An 18,833-nucleotide genomic window follows, 5' to 3' on the forward strand; every position below is an offset into this window, starting at 1 on the left:
TGTGGGAGCGGGCTTGCCCGCGATGAGGCCATTACAGCCACCACAACTACTGAGGTCGCGCCCGGTCCGGCATTAACACCGCTGAATGCTCCGGCTCGTCCGCGCCATCCTGCATCGGCTCTGCATGCCTGGGCATCAACACCTGCTGTGGATAAGTCTGCGCGAAGTGCGCCCATGGGCTGTTATCCACAAGCTTTTTCAAACGCTGGTTGAACGCTCGACTCACCGCATATTGCCCACCCGACACGGTGCGAAACTGCGCCGTCAGCACCACACCGTTGAGGTCCATCTTGTCGACGCCAAATACATCCAGCGGCCCTTGCAGGTTGTACTTGAGGAACGGGTCGCTGCTGATGGAATGCCCGGCCTCGCGAATCAGTTCGATGGCTTTGTCGACATCGGTGTCGTAAGTGAACTGCACCGAAAAGAACGCATAGGCAAATTGCCGCGATTGGTTGGTCACGGCCTTGATCTGGCCGAACGGCACCGAGTGCACGAAGCCCTTGCCATCGCGCAGGCGCAGGGTGCGGATGGTGAGGCCTTCGACGGTGCCGGCGTGCCCGGAGTCGAGCACCACCCAGTCGCCGATGGACAGGGTGTCTTCGATGATGATGAACAGACCGGTGATCACATCCTGTACCAGTTGCTGCGAGCCGAAACCGATCGCCAACCCAATCACCCCTGCACCGGCCAGGAACGGCGCGACATTGATCCCAAGATTGGCCATGGTGGTGATTGCGCAGATCACCACCAGAATGATTTTGATTGCATTGCGCAGCAGCGGCAGGATGGTCTTGATCCGGGTACTGGGCTGGCGCGCCGAGCGTTTATTGACTGGCGGTTTCAACGCTTCCTGTATTGCCGTGTCGAGCACCACCCAAGCCATCCAGGTCATCAGGAAGATCAAGCCGATGTGGCTCAGTGAATCGCTGATCGCCCGACCGACCGAATTGCTCACCGCGAACTCGAACAGTGACACGCCCCAGATGCGCCCCAGGATGTCGATGAACACGATGGCCATGGCAATACGCAGCAACGCGTGGGAAAGATTCAGGAAGCGTTCCTTGTAGGCGCTGCTGCGGCGAACCTCCGCTTCATTGCGCGACTTGAACAGGTGATGCAGCGTGGTGCTCAGGAACACCGTGGCAATCAGTAAAACGGTGGTAAACAGCGCACTGCGCAGCACCAGCTGATTGTCATCGCTGACGCTGATCAGGTTGATGATCGACACCAGCACCATCAACAGAATCGGCCAATACCAGAGCCCGGAAAAGATCCGCAGGGTTTCGCGCAAGGCCGGCTGTGATCGCCGCTGGGCCAGCGGCAAAATCCGGATCACCTGACCCACGGGCCGGCGCATGCGAAATACCAGCAGACCGAAGGAAATCGTTGCCGCCAAGCCGGTAAACACTGCAATGCTGCTGGTGAGATTGCTGCCCAACTGGTGTGCGATCTGCGGACTGGTCAGGGCATCGCTCAGGGCCACCAGAAACCCGATGACGAACAGTGGCCGTGGGCTGTCCTGACGAATGATCCCCACCGCCCTGCGCTTATGGCCGGCGTTGAACAGCACCACCAACGACATCACCAATGACGCGGCAAATACACCACTGCTGGTGGCATAAGCCAGACACAGCGCCAGCGCCCGACCCGCCGACATGGGTAAAAGGTGACTGGCGTAAAGGGTCAGCGGCAGGCTGACCACCGCCGGAATGCTGTAGGGCAGCACATACCCCAGCAATGCCTGGCCGCGCTCTCGGCTGAGCAGCAGGCGATGCCGACGCAGGCGTTCGGCCAGCGATTTGCCGAACATCCAAAGCAGGCCGAAGACGCCCGCCCACACTGCGGTCAACAGCAGGAAATCCCCGGACACGCTCCAGGCCGAACGGGCCGATGGTCGATTGACCAACTGATCGACTTCATCGGCTGCGCGGTCGGCACGCAAACGCCAGGCGTCGACCAGATTTTCATTGAGATCGAGTTTGTCCTGTACCTCATCGAGACTCGAACTGATGGCGCCCAGCAGGCCGCCCTCCACCAGCGGCTGCGGGTGAGCCGGCGGTGTCGTGGTGGCGGCCGGCACGCCCGGAATCGTCGCGGCCTCCAGTTCCTCACTGCCAAGAATCAGCAGCGCCCCCAGTAATATCGCGGTCTTGAGCTTGATCAAAGCACGCGCTCCTTTGGATGAGACGGTAAGGAACTGATCGAAAAATGGCTGGCAAGTTCGGTAATGGCCCACAGATGATCGGGAGGTATGCACTTGTGTGACGAGGGAGCTTGCTCCCGCTGGAGTGCGAAGCGCTCCCGAAATCGACCACCCCGATCAATCAGACTCACCGTGTTCAATTGATTTACGACTGCTTTGCAGTCGAGCGGGAGCAAGCTCCCTCGCCACAAAGAAACCGGTGCTTTTGTGATATTTGACCAGCACGCAAATATCAAATGCCAATCCCTGTATTTTTCCGCACAACCCAAACCCCGACACTGCGCTCCATCAAATCAATTCACCGGAGTTGCAGCCATGCCCATTGCCTTGCTCGCGCTGACCCTCAGCGCGTTTGCCATCGGGACGACCGAGTTCGTCATCGTTGGCCTGTTACCGACCATCGGCGCCGACCTCGGGGTCAGCCTGCCGTCCGCCGGCCTGTTGGTCAGCCTGTACGCCTTGGGTGTCGCTGTCGGCGCCCCGGTGTTGACGGCCCTGACCGGCAAAGTCCCACGCAAACTGTTGCTGTTGTCGCTGATGGTGCTGTTCACCCTGGGTAACCTGCTGGCTTGGAAAGCACCGAGCTACGAGTCGTTGGTCCTGGCGCGAATCGTCACCGGCCTGGCCCATGGCGTGTTTTTCTCGATCGGTTCGACCATCGCCACCAGTCTAGTGCCCAAGGAAAAAGCCGCCAGCGCGATCGCCATCATGTTCACCGGCCTGACCGTGGCGCTGGTCACTGGCGTACCGCTGGGTACCTTCATCGGCCAGCACTTCGGCTGGCGTGAAACCTTCCTCGCCGTGTCGGCACTGGGCGTGATCGCCTTTCTCGGCAGCTTGCTCTATGTGCCGAAAACCATCGCCCACAGCAAACCCGCGTCGTTGTTGCAGCAATTGCAGGTGCTTAAACAACCTCGGCTGTTGCTGGTTTACGCCATGACCGCCATCGGTTACGGCGGCTCGTTCATCGCCTTCACCTTCCTGGCGCCGATCCTTCAGGATCTCTCGGGCTTCAGCGCCAGCACTGTCAGTCTGGTGTTGCTGGTGTATGGCGTCTCGGTAGCGGTCGGCAACCTCTGGGGCGGCAAACTGGCGGATAAACGCGGCCCGATCAGCGCCCTGAAAATCATCTTCGCCCTGCTCGCCGCGGTGTTGTTCGTACTGACTTTCACCGCCGGCAATCCATGGCTGGCATTGGCCACCGTGCTGGTCTGGGGCGCCGTGGCGTTCGGCAATGTGCCGGGGTTGCAGGTGTATGTCGTGCGTCAGGCTGAGCATCACACGCCCCATGCGGTTGACGTGGCTTCGGGTCTGAACATCGCCGCGTTCAACCTCGGCATCGCTGGCGGCGCATGGGGCGGTGGCTTGATCGTCGCCCATATGGGCTTGATCCATACCGCCTGGATTGGTGGTCTGGTGGTGTTGGTGGCGTTGGCGTTAACGGCCTGGAGCGGGCGACTGGATCGCCTTGGCCCTGCGTATGCCGAGTCGTCCACCCGAATCGTCGTCGGCCACTAAATCCCTGTAGGAGCTGCCGCAGGCTGCGATCTTTTGATTTTGTTTTTAAAGATCAAAAGATCGCAGCCTGCGGCAGCTCCTACGGGGTGGTTTGTTGAGTGACCGCCCGTAGTCCCGCCGAAACTTTCCTCGTCGCCCCACAGTCAGCAAAGGAATGGGGCACTCGGACGGGAGGCGACATGGCGGCGATTCACATTGGCATTTCAGGCTGGCGCTACACGCCCTGGAACGGTGCCGAAGGAGTGCTGCCATGAGCACTCCTGAACCGGTGGGCGTCACCGACGAACAGGCAGCCATCGAGACCACGGTGCACCGTTTCACGGTGCTGACCGTGAACACCCACAAGGGCTTCACCGCGCTGAATCGGCGCTTCATCCTGCCGGAACTGCGTGAGGCGGTGCGTAGCGTGTCTGCCGACGTGGTGTTTCTACAAGAAGTCCACGGCACCCACGAACAGCACCCCAAGCGCTACAGCAATTGGCCGGCCATGCCGCAATACGAATTCCTTGCCGACACCCTGTGGCCGCAGTTCGCCTATGGGCGCAACGCTGTCTATCCAGCGGGCGATCACGGTAACGCGCTGCTGTCGAAATTCCAGATCGTGCGTCACGACAACCTCGACGTGACCATCAGTGGCCATGAGAATCGCGGCCTCCTGCATTGCGTCCTGCGCCTGCCCGGTGACGGTCCGCAGGTGCATGCGATCTGTGTCCACTTGGGCCTGCGTGAAACCCATCGCGATGAACAACTCAGGCTGCTCGCCCGTCGCCTGGAGGAGCTACCTGACGATGCGCCCGTCATCGTCGCCGGGGATTTCAACGACTGGCGCCAGCGTGCCGATGCCTGTCTCAAGCCCTGCGGTTTGCGCGAGGTATTCGCCGAGCACCACGGCAAGCCGGCGCGCAGCTTTCCCGCACGCTTGCCGGCGCTACGCCTGGACCGCATTTATGTACGCAACCTCAAGGCCAGCTGTCCGCAGGTGCTGACCACACGCCCTTGGTCGCACCTTTCCGATCACGCGCCGCTGTCGGTAGAGATCGAACTATGAACAGCTCACCGATGGAAAAAACCAGCACGGAACAGATTGCCGCGCCGCCAGCGAACGAACCTGCCGCGGTCGACGTCGAGTACCGTTGGCAAGGTAGCAATCGCGTCGAGTTGTTGGAGAACGGCGAGGCTTATTTCCCTCGGGTGTTCGAGGCCATGCGCCAGGCGAAAACCGAGATCCTTCTGGAAACCTTCATTGTGTTCGAGGACAAGGTCGGCGAAGAGCTCAAGACCGTGCTCATCGACGCAGCGCAACGGGGTGTTCGCGTCACCGCCAGCTTCGACGGATTCGGCTGCGGTGAATTGAGTACCGGTTATCTCACGGCCCTTAGCAGCGCTGGCGTGCATTTGCAGATGTTCGACCCGGCACCAAAGCGTCTGGGCATCCGCACCAACTGGTTTCGCCGCCTGCATCGCAAGATCGTGGTCGTAGATGGAACAGTCGCCTTCATCGGCGGGATCAACTTCTCCGCCGATCACCTGGCCGACTTCGGCCCCGAAGCCAAGCAGGATTACTCGGTTGAAGTGCAGGGTCCGGCAGTGGCCGACATTCATCACTTCGCCCTGTTGCAATGTGGTCGTCCGGCGCGGGCCAAATACTGGTGGCAACGACGTCGGCAGCGTCGATCGGAAATGGCCGTCACGGACCATGATGGTCAGGTGCGGCTGGTGTATCGCGATAACGCCGAACACTCGACCGATATCGAAGAGATTTACCGTCGGGTATTGCGCACGGCGCAACGGCGCGTGGTCATCGCCAACGCCTACTTTTTCCCCGGCTATCGATTGCTGCGCGAGATCCGCAACGCCTCGCGCCGGGGCGTGGACGTACGCCTGATCTTGCAAGGCCAGCCCGACATGCTGGTGGCCAAACTCGCCGCGCGCATGACTTACGACTATCTGCTCAAGTCCGGGGTAAAGATCTACGAGTATTGCGACCGCCCATTGCACGGCAAGGTCGCGTTAGTGGACGAAGACTGGAGCACTGTCGGCTCCAGCAACCTCGACCCGTTAAGCCTGTCGATGAACCTTGAGGCCAACGTGTTGATCCGCGATCGCGCCTTCAACCGTGACCTGTTCGAACGGCTCGAAGAACTCAGCGACAACCACTGCAAGGTCATGCCCATGGACAAGGCCCCACGCGGGCGGGTCTGGCACATGACCGTCGGCTTTTTGGTGTTCCACTTTTTACGGCACTTTCCGGCCTGGGCCGGTTGGTTGCCGGCGCACAAACCCCGCCTGAAAGCCTTCACCTCAACGACCGAGGGCGATCCACATGAGCCGCACTGAAGCCCCTGCGGCGCCCCACGTCGAGCACCCGGCCAAGTCACGCTTGAGTCGCTGGAAAAGACCGCTGACGATGCTGTTTTTCCTGGCGCTGATCGTGTTGCTGACGATGTTCGCCTCGCGCATTGAGTGGGGTGAGGTGTTCGACACCCTGGCCGATTTCAAGGTGCGCACCCTGATCATCGCCTCCGGGCTGACCCTGGTGAGTTTTCTGGTCTACGCCTGCTTCGACCTGATCGGCCGCACTTACATCCGCCAGGACCTGACATGGAAACAGATCCTGCCGGTGGGGATCATCAGCTACGCCTTCAACCTCAACCTGAGTGCCTGGGTCGGCGGTATCGCCATGCGTTATCGGCTGTATTCACGCCTGGGGGTGAGCAAAAGCAACATCGCGAAAATCCTCGGCCTGAGTCTGGCCACCAACTGGTTCGGCTACATGGTCATTGCCGGGGCGGTGTTCAGCAGTGGCCTGGTACGGATGCCGCCGGGCTGGAAACTCAGCAGTGGCGCGCTGCAAGCCGTGGGCGTTTTGTTGTTGCTGGTGAGCGCGGGCTATCTCATGGCCTGCCAGTTTTCCAAACGCCGGGAATGGGCGATTCGCGGCGTGGAAATCAACCTGCCGTCCTTGCGCATGGCGATCCTGCAACTGGCGCTCGGCGCACTGAACTGGTCACTGATGGCGGCGGTGATCTTCACCCTGCTGCCGAGCAAACTCGATTATCCCTTGGTGCTGGGCGTGCTGCTGATCAGCGCCATCGCCGGGGTCATCACCCACATCCCGGCGGGGCTCGGCGTACTGGAAGCGGTGTTCGTGGCGCTGCTGCAACATGAGGCGTCACGGGGCAGTCTGGTGGCGGGATTGCTGGCGTATCGGGCGATCTATTTTCTGCTGCCGCTGTTGATCACGTTGGTGATGTATTTGTTGGTGGAGGCCAAGGCCAAGTCGTTGCGGATTTCGAAGACGCCCAAGTGATTGTTGTGGTGTGCTTTCGGGCGTCTTCGCGGGCAAGCCTCGCTCCTACAGAATTTCGCGAACCTCGTAGGAGCGAGGCTTGCCCGCGAAAGCGTCCGCAAGCCCACCACCAATCATTGCGCCTGAATAATGCTCAACCGCTCACCCACGACCATTTCCGTGATCCAGTCCACGAGGATCGAGGTGTAGGCCTGCTGTGAAATCGGATCGCTCAGCGCATGATCGGCACCGTCGATAATCCGGTGCGTCAGCGAATGGGTCTGCTGGCACGCCGCGCGGTAACTCATGATGGTCGCGTGCGGTACGTAGTCATCGGTTTCCGACTCCACCAGCAATACGTCCCCGGTAAATTGCGAGCAGGCATGCAGGGCCCGGTTGCTGTCGGCGCGCACCAGCGTGCTGCGGTAATCGTGCAAATCGAGCTTGTCCAGGTCGCGCTTGGGCGTGTGCCACTGCTCGTCGCGATACAACGCCGGCACCCGCAGCGCCAGCCAGCGCACTGGCCGCAGCGTCGTGAGGATTGAGGCCAGATAGCCGCCGTAGCTGGTGCCGACCACGGCAATCGCCGACGTATCCAGTGCCGGATGCGCGAGTAAGCGATCGTAGGCTGCCAGCAGGTCGCGCAGGTTATCTTCGCGGGTCACCCGGCTCAGCGGGATGCCAGTGCCGCCGGTGTGCCCGCGCAGGTCGAAGGTCAGGCACACGCAACCCAGGCCGGCGATGCCCTTGGCCCGCTCCAGATCACGCTCCTGGCTGCCGCCCCAGCCGTGCACGAACAACACGCCAGGGACTTTCGATTTGGGACTGAGAAAGGTCCCGCTCATCTGCTCGTCGTCGATGTCGATTTGAATGCTTTCGCTTCTAGCCGTCATAGGGTTTGACCGTTACGTACTTGAGTAGGAAATCACTGTTCTGCGCCGCCCCGCGATACACCTCGATGGCATCCGCCGGCAACGGTTGATCGATGTAGGTTTCCACCGAAGACACCCGAATCGCAGGCATCTGCGAGTCGTTGACGAAGCTCTGTAACGCCGCCACTTCGGCGCTGCTGGCGCCGCCCATGCGCCAGGACTGTTCGAGCACGCCACTGCGCGGCTTGCCGTCGCTGGCCACACCGTGGGCAATGTCGTAGTTGCGTCGCGAAGCGTAGAAACTGGGATAGGCTTCATCGGCGGCACTGTCGAATACCTGTGCTTGCCTGATCGCCAATCGCACGTCTTCGGGCAAGTCCAATGTCAGCAGTTCGTCATAACCACCCTGCACCACCAGCAAATCAGAACCGCCGTACACCTCTTCGCCTTGAGGGTCCTTGGTCAAGTATTGCTCACCGCAGTAACTCAGAACCTTGTCACCGATGAAGCTCTGACCGACGCTGTGGGTGGTCACCTGATCCAGGTCCTGTTCCAGCACTACGCCTTCGTGGAACAGCGTTTTAGCCTCTGCCCGCGCCAGAATTTCGTCGAACTGGTCGAGGCTTTTAATGACTTCCTGCCCACGCCCGGCACAGGCGTGAATCGGCTTGAGACGGATCGGCCCACTGTAGAGCAGGTGCTCCGCCGCCGGCCGTGCATCCTCGAAGGAAAACACGCTGAGCCCGTCGAGCACGACACGGCGTACCCGTTCGGAAAACAGCGGTGCCCAGCCTTGTGGCGCATGGGCATGACGGTTCAGCAGGCCGTGACTGATGGCTTTGGTGCAGATGAAGTCATGTTCGACATAGCCGCCCCACAAATCCTCCGGGCCTTTGACACCCAATTGCCGAGCGGCTTCGGCGCCCACCAGCGTTTGAGTGGGCAAGAGGTAAATGTCTCGACCGCGATGCTGCTGCGGGTCGTAACTGCCACCGAATTTGAGCCCAAGGATGTGCGCCAGCCACTGGGCCAGCGCGCGATTGGTTTCAACTTCATGCAGGGGTGCATCGGCATGAACCGAATGGGCGACCACCATTTTTTTGCGGCTTGTTGGGGTCATGCGTCCCCCTTCAATCGGCGCTCAATGAATGTGCTTGAAGGGGTGCAGGGATCAGGCCAGGCGGAGGCGCCCGGGAATCGTATTGAAATCAGCTTGTTGCGTAGACCGTGATGGCACGGGGCCTGTTTGATTCTGCACGAGCGCCTTTAAAAGGCTGGCATTTTGCACGACACAAACCTTGCACAAATCAAAATGTGGGAGCGGGCTTGCTCGCGAATGCGGCGTGTCATTCAGCATTAAGGTGACTGATACACCGCATTCGCGAGCAAGCCCGCTCCCACATTCGATCTCTATTGATGCCTCTAGCGCATCGCTGCACTCGGCGTCACTCCAAACCGCATTCGGTAGTCACTCGGCGCCAGCCCGGTGATTTTCTTGAACGTCGAGCGAAATGCCCCCGGATCCTGATAGCCCACGGTCCAGGCAATGTGATCGATGGTGCCGTTGGTGAATTCGAGCATTTCCCGGGCTTTGCCGACCCGCAGGTGTTGGCAATATTCCGTGGGCTTGAGCCCGGTTGCCGCACGGAAGCGACGTAGGAACGTGCGCTCCTCCAGCCCTGCCCGCGCGGCCATCGCCGTCAATGACACATCGGTGGCCCCGGTGCTTTGCAGCCAATGCTGCACCTTGAGGATCGAAGCATCGCCATGGTTGAGGATCGGCGCAAAGTTGCTGCCGCACTCGCTGGCACTGTCGCTGTGCTCCACCACCAGAAAACGCGCTGTACCTGTGGCGATGCTCGGCCCCAGCAGGCGATCCACCAGGCGCAACCCCAGTTCGGACCAGGCCATCAGCCCGGCGGTAGTAATCAGGTCGCCGTCATCGACGATGGGTGTATCGGCCTTGAGCTTGATCGCCGGATAACGCTCGGCAAAGGTTTTGGCCGAGGTCCAATGGGTGGTGGCACTGCGGCCATCCAGCAGGCCGCTTTCCGCCAATAGAATCGAGCCTACGCAGACACCGCCAAGGGTCGCGCCATGGGCGTGTTGTTGCCTGAGCCAGTGAATCAGCGCCTTTGGCGCCTGACCTTCTGTGAATCCGGCAATCGATGGCGGGATCAACACGGCCACCAATGCACCATCCCCAGCGGGATGGCTGTCGTAGACCCGGGTGGGCGGCTGTTCGCCTTCGACTCGCCAATGGCTGACCCGCAACAGCGGCAACTGCGCCGCCTGGTGGTCGGCGGCGATTCGGTTGGCCACCCCGAACAGGTCAGTCAAGCCATGCACCGCCGCCATCTGCGCGCCGGGATAAATCAACACGCCCAATTCAGCGATTGCTCTTTGTGCATCCATTGTCAGTTTTCCCCCTTCTATTGTCGGTGCGGCCAATCCACGGATGGATCGTCAACGCCAATACTTCATTCCACACCCAAACCGCACTTCGAGGAAACAGTCATGGCCAAGCAAGCACTCATCGTAGTCGATATCCAAAAGGACTATTTCCCCCAAGGCAAGTGGCCGCTGGTTGGCGCCGATGCCGCCGCCGACAACGCCGTCCGCTTGCTCAAAGCCTTCCGCGAGGCTGGTGATTCGGTGGTGCACATCCGCCACGAGTTCACCTCCGACGCCGCCCCTTTCTTCACTCCCGGCTCCGACGGCGCCAAACTGCACCCCAAAGTCCTGAATCAAGGCAATGAGCCCGTGGTGCTCAAGCACTTCGTCAACTCGTTCCGCGAAACCGAGCTGCAATCGATCCTCGACGAGCAAGGCATCAAGGAACTGGTGGTTGTCGGCAGCATGAGCCACATGTGCGTCGACGGTATTACCCGTGCTGCCAACGATCTGGGTTACAGCGTCACGGTGATCCATGACGCGTGTGCCTCCCGTGATCTGGAGTTCAACGGCCTGATCGTTCCCGCCGCTCAGGTTCATGCCGCGTTCATGTCGGCCTTGGGCTTTGCTTACGCCAAGGTCGTGTCCACCGACGAGTTCCTTGGGGCCAACTGATCGCGAACGTTCCCGAGAGACTGTCAGGCGCTGATCGAAACCCGGAAACGCAAAAGGCCCGTAGCGACTGATCGCTACGGGCCTTTTGTCTAAGCCGTTCGGGAAAGCGAATGCTTAGAACGGAATATCGTCGTCGAAGCTGTCGAAGTCCGGAGCTGGCTGCGGAGCGGCCTGCTGTGGCGCCGGGCGCGACTGCTGCGGTGCCGACTGTTGTGGACGCGGAGCCTGCTGGCGTGGGGCGGACTGCTGGTAGTTATTGCCACCGCCTTGTTGGTCGCCCTGCTGTGGACGGCCGCCCAGCAGCTGCATGGTGCCTTGCATGTCGACCACGATCTCGGTGGTGTAACGCTTGATACCGTCTTTTTCCCACTCGCGGGTCTGCAGTTTGCCTTCGATGTAAACCTGCGAACCTTTACGCAGATATTCGCCGGCGATTTCTGCCACTTTGCCGAACATCGACACACGGTGCCATTCGGTCTTTTCGACTTTCTGACCGGTTTGCTTGTCGGTCCACTGTTCGCTGGTTGCCAGACTCAGGTTGGTCACGGCGTTGCCGTTCGGCAGGTAGCGAACTTCAGGATCCTGGCCGCAAGTACCGACCAATATGACTTTGTTAACCCCACGGGCCATTACGTTCTCCTAGGCTACGCACGCTGCCCCGGCCGGGTTGTTCACCAGGCTTTCCAGGGTGGTGCGATCCAATAGTTCGGTGTCCAATTTGATGTAAATGGCCGCCTCATCAGCGACTATCACTGCATCTGTTACCCCTACGACAGCCTTCAGGCGCTCGACCAGACCCGCTTCGCGGATCGCCTCGGGCGACAACGGCAAGCGCAGGCTTGTCACGTAGGGTGGTTCACGCATGGTAACAGCAAAGGCCAGCCAGAGGGCAGCCAGACCGGCGCATCCAAGGAACACAACCGACAAACCGCCGTGCTGGAACAACCAGCCACCCAGTATCCCGCCCAGTGCCGATCCAAGGAATTGGCTGGTGGAATAAACCCCCATCGCCGTCCCCTTTCCACCGGCCGGTGAAACCTTGCTGATCAGCGACGGCAGCGAAGCTTCCAGCAGATTGAACGCGGTAAAGAACACCACCGTGCCAATCACCAGAGCTCGCAAGCTATCGCCGAACTGCCAGAAGAATAGCTCAGTGAGCATCAGCGTCAGGACGGCGCCGAGCAAAACTCGTTTCATTTTGCGTTTCTTCTCGCCGTAGATAATGAACGGGATCATGGCGAAGAAAGAAATCAACAGCGCGGTCAGGTATACCCACCAATGCTGCTCCTTGGGCAGGCCGGCTTTTTCCACCAGGGCCAGCGGCAAGGCGACGAAGCTCGACATCAACATCGCGTGCAACACAAAAATGCCCAGGTCCAGACGCAGTAGATCCGGGTGCTTGAGCGTCGGGATCAATGCCTGGCGCGCGACACCGGACTCACGGTGCTGCAAAGGACCTGTGGATCGCGGCACCATGAACATCACGATCAGGATGCCGAACAGCGCCATGCCGCCGGTGGCGAGAAACAGCCCGGACAGACCGAAAGCACGGGTCAGCAAAGGACCGACTACCATTGCTACAGCGAACGACAGACCGATGGTCATGCCAATCATGGCCATGGCCTTGGTTCGATGCTGCTCACGGGTCAAATCCGACAACAGCGCCATGACCGCGGCGGAAATCGCGCCCGCACCCTGCAGGATGCGCCCGGCGATCACGCCCCAGATCGAATCGGCGTTGGCCGCCAGTACGCTGCCCAGGGCGAAGACGACCAGCCCCAAGTAAATCACCGGGCGGCGGCCGATGCGATCGGAAATAAAGCCGAAAGGAATCTGGAAAATAGCCTGGGTCAGGCCATAAGCGCCAATCGCCAGCCCGATAAGGGCCGGGGTCGCTCCTGCCAGGTCCATGCCATAGGTCGCCAGGACCGGCAACACCATGAACATGCCAAGCATACGGAATGCGAACACCAGGGCCAGACCGCTCGCCGCGCGGGTCTCGCTGCCACTCATGCGTTCGCTGTGGGGATCGTGCATGGAAAAACCTCATGTGAACCGGCGGCGATTCTACCAGTCCCATCGATGGGCGGGGTATATCGCGACGCTTTGCCGCGTGTAGATGAAAGACCTTTCATGTAAGGCGCAAATGACAACATTCGATAGTGTGCATCCATCCAGTATTTGGCCGTATACTCCTACGTTTCCGACGCCCGCCGAGCGAGGCCACCTTGGACAAGATCCTGATTCGTGGGGCTCGAACCCACAACTTGAAGAACATTGACCTGACCCTGCCACGGGACAAGCTGATCGTCATCACCGGCCTATCCGGCTCCGGCAAATCCTCCCTGGCCTTCGACACGCTGTACGCCGAAGGCCAGCGCCGCTATGTCGAATCGCTGTCGGCCTACGCCCGACAATTTCTGTCGATGATGGAAAAACCTGACGTTGACACCATTGAGGGTCTGTCGCCGGCAATTTCCATCGAACAGAAGTCGACCTCGCACAACCCGCGTTCGACCGTTGGCACCATCACCGAAATCTACGACTACCTGCGTTTGCTGTATGCCCGCGTAGGGACCCCGCGCTGCCCGGATCACGACATTCCGCTGGAAGCGCAGACCGTCAGCCAGATGGTCGACCTGGTACTCGCCCAACCCGAGGGCAGCAAGCTGATGCTGCTGGCCCCGGTGATCCGCGAACGCAAAGGCGAGCACCTGTCGGTTTTTGAAGAGCTTCGTGCACAGGGCTTCGTCCGCGCCCGGATCAACGGCAAGCTTTACGAGCTGGACGAAGCGCCCAAGCTCGACAAACAGAAAAAGCATTCCATTGATGTCGTGGTCGACCGTTTCAAGGTCCGCTCCGATCTGCAACAGCGTCTGGCCGAGTCCTTCGAAACCGCACTGAAACTGGCGGACGGCATTGCCCTGGTGGCACCGATGGATGACGAGCCGGGCGAAGAGATGATCTTCTCCGCGCGCTTCGCTTGTCCGATTTGCGGCCACGCCATCAGCGAACTCGAGCCCAAACTGTTTTCCTTCAACAACCCGGCCGGCGCCTGCCCAACCTGCGACGGGCTGGGGGTGAAGCAATTTTTCGACATCAAGCGATTGGTCAACGGTGAGCTGACCCTGGCCGAAGGCGCAATTCGCGGCTGGGATCGACGAAACGTCTATTACTTCCAGATGCTCGGCTCGCTCGCCTCCCACTACAAATTCAGTCTGGAGGTGCCGTTCAATGAGCTGCCGGCCGATCAGCAGAAGAACATCCTGCATGGCAGCGGCTCGCAAAACGTCGACTTCAAATACCTGAACGACCGCGGCGACATCGTCAAACGCTCGCACCCGTTCGAAGGGATCGTGCCGAACCTTGAACGGCGCTACCGCGAAACCGAGTCGGCTTCGGTGCGCGAAGAGCTGGCCAAGTTCCTCAGCACCCAATCCTGCCCGGACTGCCGCGGTACCCGGCTGCGACGGGAGGCACGGCACGTGTGGGTCGGTGAGAAAACCCTGCCGGCCGTGACCAATCTGCCAATCGGCGACGCCTGTGAGTACTTCGGCGAGCTGAAGATGACTGGCCGACGTGGCGAGATTGCCGACAAGATCCTCAAGGAGATCCGCGAACGCTTGCAGTTCCTGGTCAACGTCGGTCTCGACTATCTGTCGCTGGATCGCAGCGCAGATACGCTATCCGGCGGCGAAGCGCAGCGTATTCGCCTGGCCAGCCAGATCGGCGCGGGGCTGGTCGGTGTGCTGTATATCCTCGACGAACCATCGATTGGCCTGCACCAACGCGATAACGATCGACTGCTTGGTACCTTGAAACACCTGCGCGACATCGGCAACACGGTGATCGTGGTCGAGCACGACGAAGATGCGATTCGACTGGCTGACTATGTGGTGGATATCGGCCCGGGTGCGGGCGTCCATGGCGGCAGTATCGTCGCTGAAGGCACACCGGACGAGGTGATGTCGCATCCGGATTCGCTGACCGGCAAGTACCTGTCGGGTCGAGTGAAAATTGCCGTGCCAGCCAAACGTACGCCGCGCAACAAGAAGCTGTCGTTGTCGCTCAAGGGCGCCCGCGGCAACAACTTGCGCAATGTCGATCTGGAGATTCCGATCGGCCTGCTGACCTGCGTGACCGGGGTGTCCGGCTCGGGCAAGTCGACACTGATCAACAACACGCTCTTTCCATTGAGTGCAACGGCACTGAACGGTGCGACGACGCTCGAAGCGGCCGCCCACGACAGCATCAAGGGCCTGGAACATCTGGACAAGGTCGTCGACATCGACCAGAGCCCGATTGGACGCACACCACGCTCCAACCCCGCGACTTACACCGGCTTGTTCACGCCAATTCGTGAACTGTTCGCCGGCGTGCCGGAATCCCGCTCCCGCGGATACGGCCCGGGACGTTTCTCCTTCAACGTGAAGGGTGGGCGCTGCGAGGCTTGTCAGGGTGATGGGCTGATCAAGGTGGAAATGCACTTCCTGCCGGACATCTACGTGCCATGCGACGTCTGCAAGAGCAAGCGCTACAACCGCGAGACGCTGGAGATCAAATACAAGGGCAAGAGCATTCACGAAACCCTCGAGATGACCATTGAGGAAGCTCGGGAGTTCTTTGATGCAGTACCGGCGCTCGCGCGCAAGCTGCAGACGCTCATGGACGTTGGTCTGTCCTACATCAAGCTTGGGCAATCGGCGACTACCCTGTCCGGTGGTGAGGCCCAGCGGGTGAAGCTGTCCCGCGAACTGTCCAAGCGTGATACCGGCAAAACCCTGTACATCCTCGACGAACCGACGACCGGCCTGCATTTCGCGGACATCCAGCAATTGCTCGACGTTCTGCACCGACTGCGCGATCACGGCAATACGGTGGTCGTGATCGAGCACAACCTGGATGTAATCAAGACCGCTGACTGGCTGGTGGACCTGGGCCCGGAAGGCGGCTCCAAGGGCGGACAGATCATCGCCGTGGGTACTCCGGAAGAAGTGGCCGAGATGAAGCAATCTCACACGGGCTACTACCTCAAACCACTGCTGGAACGCGACCGGGCTTGATCCCCCCGGACATGAAAAAGCCCCTGTCACTTCATCGGTGACAGGGGCTTTTTCATAATCGCTTACCCTGTAGGTGTACAGCTTGCTCGCGATAGCGGCTGTGAAGACTGCTCTATCAGGCGTGAGATTGCAGGTAATTCTGAATCCCGATCAACTTGATCAGACCCAACTGCTTCTCCAGCCAGTAAGTGTGATCTTCTTCAGTGTCGTTGAGCTGAACTTCGAGGATTTCGCGGCTGATGTAGTCCTGGTGCTTTTCGCAGAGCTCAATACCCTTGCAGAGGGCGGCGCGAACTTTGTACTCCAATCGCAGATCCGCCTCGAGCATCTCCGGCACGGTGGTGCCGACATCGAGATCGTCAGGACGCATGCGAGGCGTGCCTTCCAGCATCAGGATCCGGCGCATCAACGCGTCGGCGTGCCCTGCTTCTTCTTCCATCTCGTGATTGATTCGTTCGTAGAGCTTGGTAAATCCCCAGTCCTCATACATCCGCGAGTGAACGAAATATTGGTCACGCGCGGCCAATTCGCCGGTCAGCAACGTGTTGAGGTAATCGATTACGTCTGGGTGGCCTTGCATCGCCCTACATCTCCCTGCTTGAAAGTTATAGTTTGAACCAACATGGCCATAACGTCACTCGCCACACGCAATAAAAGCGAAGATATTCTGAGAAAAGCGGGTTAAATAACGCAAAAACCGCCAAATTAAGGGCGGTTCTGCTTCTCATTTAGACTTCGTTAAGCTGTACGTTGAGCAGCTTTGCGATTGCTTCTCCATACGCAGGGTCGGCCTTGAAGAAGTGCTGTAGCTGACGATCAATGACATCACTCGACACACCCGCCATCGCACCTGCAATGTTGCCGACCAGCAACGCTTTCTGCCCTTCGCTCATCAGGCGGAACAATGCGCCAGCATGGCTGTAGTAGTCGGTATCTTCGCGATGGTCATAACGACCAGCCGCACCACTCAACGTCAAGGCAGGCTCGGCGTAACGAGGCGCCTGCTTTGGCGAATCGACGTAACTGTTCGGCTCGTAATTCGGCGCTGCGCCACCATTGCTGCCAAAGGCCATCGAGCCATCACGCTGATAACTGTTGACCGGGCTACGCGGGGCATTCACCGGCAATTGCTGATGGTTGGTGCCAACACGGTAGCGGTGTGCGTCTGCATAGGCGAACACCCGGCCTTGCAACATGCGGTCTGGCGAAAGGCCTACACCCGGCACCATATTGCTTGGGCCGAACGCGGCTTGTTCGACCTCAGCAAAGTAGTTGAGAGGATTACGGTTCAGCTCCAATTCTCCGACCTCGATCAACGGGAACTCCTTCTGCGACCAGGTCTTGGTGACGTCGAACGGGTTCTCATAATGCGCTTCGGCCTGAGCCTCGGTCATAAGCTGGATGCACACACTCCATTTCGGGAAATCACCGCGCTCAATAGCCTCGAACAGGTCGCGCTGAGCGTAATCCGGGTCAGTACCGGCCAACCGCGCTGCTTCCGCCGGTGCCAGGTTCTTGATCCCTTGTTTGGTCTTGTAGTGCCACTTCACCCAATGGCGTTCGCCGTTGGCATTGATCAGGCTATAGGTGTGGCTACCAAAGCCATGCATGTGGCGATAGCCGTCGGGAATGCCGCGATCCGAAAACAGGATAGTGACCTGGTGCAGCGCCTCGGGAGAGTGCGACCAGAAATCCCACATTGCCTGGGCACTTTTAAGATTACTTTGCGGCAGTCGTTTTTGTGTGTGGATGAAGTCCGGGAATTTAAGAGGATCACGGATAAAGAACACTGGCGTGTTGTTACCCACGATGTCCCAGTTGCCTTCTTCGGTGTAGAACTTCAGAGCAAAGCCGCGCGGATCACGCTCGGTGTCGGCCGAACCCCGCTCACCACCCACAGTGGAAAATCGTAAAAAGGTCGGTGTTTGCTTACCAACGGATTCGAAAAGCTTGGCGCTGGTGTACTGGGTAATGTCGCGAGTCACGGTAAACGTACCGTAAGCACCCGAACCTTTAGCATGCACACGGCGCTCGGGGATGTTTTCGCGGTTGAAGTGAGCCAACTTCTCAATGAGGTGGAAATCATCGAGCAACAACGGGCCACGCGGGCCAGCGGAGCGGGAATTCTGGTTGTCGGCGACAGGAGCGCCACTGGCGGTGGTAAGCGTTTTATTCTGGCTCATGCGATCTCTTCCTTTGTCGGTCTTGAACTGCCGGCTAATCGGCTAAAGGGAGTATTGATGATCTACATGACACCTACTAATTCATTAGGTCATCCAAGCTGATAGAAATACCTAATAGAACTCTGGATAAGCGAGTTACCGTACTTATCAAGCGCGCACAAAAAACCGGGCACATGGCCCGGTTCTTCGTTTCAGACTGACGTCTTACTCAGCGGATACAGCTTCACCGCCAGTAGCACGATCAACCAACTCGACGTACGCCATAGGCGCGTTGTCGCCAGCGCGGAAACCGCACTTGAGGATGCGCAGGTAGCCACCCTCACGGGTAGCGTAACGCTTGCCCAGGTCGTTGAAGAGCTTGCCAACGATAGCTTTCGAACGAGTACGGTCGAAAGCCAGACGGCGGTTAGCCAGGCTGTCTGTCTTGGCCAAAGTGATCAGCGGCTCAGCAACGCGGCGCAGTTCTTTAGCTTTTGGCAGAGTAGTTTTGATCAGCTCGTGCTCGAACAGCGACACCGCCATGTTCTGGAACATGGCCTTGCGGTGCGAGCTGGTGCGGCTGAGGTGACGACCACTTTTACGATGACGCATGGTTCATTCCTTACCAAACACTACGTTCGGTGATTACGACGA

General features: G+C 59.4%; 15 protein-coding genes. 6 read left to right on the top strand and 9 right to left on the bottom strand.

The genetic code is table 11. The features are described 5' to 3' along the window. Positions 1-46: 46 nt before the first annotated feature. A complete protein-coding gene (locus ABTV22_RS26745; protein ID WP_433737360.1) occupies positions 47-2,167 on the bottom strand; it encodes a mechanosensitive ion channel family protein in 2,121 nt (706 codons plus the stop codon). A gap of 354 nt (positions 2,168-2,521) precedes the next feature. Here ABTV22_RS26745 and ABTV22_RS26750 point away from each other — a divergent pair, with 354 nt between their 5' ends. The 4 genes from ABTV22_RS26750 to ABTV22_RS26765 all read left to right on the top strand — a co-directional run bounded on the left by ABTV22_RS26750 (position 2,522) and on the right by ABTV22_RS26765 (position 7,034). Next, positions 2,522-3,724, top strand: a complete 1,203-nt coding sequence (locus ABTV22_RS26750) for an MFS transporter (RefSeq protein ID WP_433737361.1) — start codon at positions 2,522-2,524, stop codon at positions 3,722-3,724. Positions 3,725-3,974: 250 nt separating this feature from the next. Next, the gene (locus ABTV22_RS26755) at positions 3,975-4,772 is read left to right on the top strand and encodes an endonuclease/exonuclease/phosphatase family protein (protein ID WP_433737362.1); all 798 of its coding nucleotides are present in this window, start codon (positions 3,975-3,977) and stop codon (positions 4,770-4,772) included. Continuing rightward, on the top strand, positions 4,769-6,061 hold the full coding sequence (gene clsB, locus ABTV22_RS26760) for a cardiolipin synthase ClsB (RefSeq protein WP_433737363.1): 1,293 nt from the start codon (positions 4,769-4,771) through the stop codon (positions 6,059-6,061). Before ABTV22_RS26755 ends, clsB begins: the two co-directional genes overlap by 4 nt. After that, positions 6,048-7,034 (top strand): lysylphosphatidylglycerol synthase domain-containing protein, encoded by a 987-nt coding sequence (locus ABTV22_RS26765; RefSeq protein WP_433737364.1) that lies wholly within the window; start codon positions 6,048-6,050, stop codon positions 7,032-7,034. The genes clsB and ABTV22_RS26765 overlap by 14 nt, the downstream gene beginning before the upstream one ends. 113 nt (positions 7,035-7,147) lie before the next feature. On the opposite strand, the gene ABTV22_RS26770 is transcribed toward ABTV22_RS26765, so the two are convergent. From ABTV22_RS26770 to ABTV22_RS26780, 3 genes are all read right to left on the bottom strand, one after another. Next, positions 7,148-7,906 carry an alpha/beta hydrolase family protein gene (locus tag ABTV22_RS26770; protein WP_433737365.1) on the bottom strand — a complete coding sequence of 253 codons (759 nt, stop codon included), beginning with the start codon at positions 7,904-7,906 and terminating at the stop codon, positions 7,148-7,150. After that, positions 7,896-9,005 (bottom strand): DUF3182 family protein, encoded by a 1,110-nt coding sequence (locus ABTV22_RS26775; protein WP_433737366.1) that lies wholly within the window; start codon positions 9,003-9,005, stop codon positions 7,896-7,898. The genes ABTV22_RS26770 and ABTV22_RS26775 overlap by 11 nt, the downstream gene beginning before the upstream one ends. Positions 9,006-9,307: 302 nt before the next feature. Next, a complete protein-coding gene (locus ABTV22_RS26780; protein ID WP_433737367.1) occupies positions 9,308-10,300 on the bottom strand; it encodes a GlxA family transcriptional regulator in 993 nt (330 codons plus the stop codon). Positions 10,301-10,402: 102 nt separating this feature from the next. On the opposite strand from ABTV22_RS26780, the gene ABTV22_RS26785 reads away from it, so the two are divergent. Next, positions 10,403-10,954, top strand: a complete 552-nt coding sequence (locus ABTV22_RS26785; RefSeq protein ID WP_433737368.1) for a cysteine hydrolase family protein — start codon at positions 10,403-10,405, stop codon at positions 10,952-10,954. Positions 10,955-11,068: 114 nt separating this feature from the next. On the opposite strand, the gene ABTV22_RS26790 is transcribed toward ABTV22_RS26785, so the two are convergent. Further along, positions 11,069-11,584 (bottom strand): single-stranded DNA-binding protein, encoded by a 516-nt coding sequence (locus tag ABTV22_RS26790; protein ID WP_095197174.1) that lies wholly within the window; start codon positions 11,582-11,584, stop codon positions 11,069-11,071. Between the two features lie 9 nt (positions 11,585-11,593). Next, positions 11,594-12,991: an MFS transporter gene (locus ABTV22_RS26795; RefSeq protein ID WP_433737369.1), complete on the bottom strand. Its 1,398-nt coding sequence runs from the start codon at positions 12,989-12,991 to the stop codon at positions 11,594-11,596. Positions 12,992-13,182: 191 nt separating this feature from the next. Between ABTV22_RS26795 and uvrA the strand changes: the two genes are divergently transcribed. Further along, positions 13,183-16,017, top strand: a complete 2,835-nt coding sequence (gene uvrA, locus ABTV22_RS26800; RefSeq protein WP_433737370.1) for an excinuclease ABC subunit UvrA — start codon at positions 13,183-13,185, stop codon at positions 16,015-16,017. 115 nt (positions 16,018-16,132) lie between these two features. Here uvrA and bfr read toward each other — a convergent pair whose 3' ends face one another. The 3 genes from bfr to rplQ all read right to left on the bottom strand — a co-directional run bounded on the left by bfr (position 16,133) and on the right by rplQ (position 18,791). Then, the gene (gene bfr, locus ABTV22_RS26805; protein WP_433737371.1) at positions 16,133-16,597 is read right to left on the bottom strand and encodes a bacterioferritin; all 465 of its coding nucleotides are present in this window, start codon (positions 16,595-16,597) and stop codon (positions 16,133-16,135) included. Positions 16,598-16,745: 148 nt separating this feature from the next. Continuing rightward, positions 16,746-18,200, bottom strand: a complete 1,455-nt coding sequence (locus tag ABTV22_RS26810; protein ID WP_433737372.1) for a catalase — start codon at positions 18,198-18,200, stop codon at positions 16,746-16,748. A gap of 204 nt (positions 18,201-18,404) precedes the next feature. Continuing rightward, the gene (gene rplQ / locus ABTV22_RS26815; protein WP_024778333.1) at positions 18,405-18,791 is read right to left on the bottom strand and encodes a 50S ribosomal protein L17; all 387 of its coding nucleotides are present in this window, start codon (positions 18,789-18,791) and stop codon (positions 18,405-18,407) included. Between the last annotated feature and the right edge of the window lie 42 nt (positions 18,792-18,833).

This window comes from Pseudomonas putida (assembly GCF_050990305.1).
Taxonomy (GTDB): domain Bacteria; phylum Pseudomonadota; class Gammaproteobacteria; order Pseudomonadales; family Pseudomonadaceae; genus Aquipseudomonas; species Aquipseudomonas putida_AH.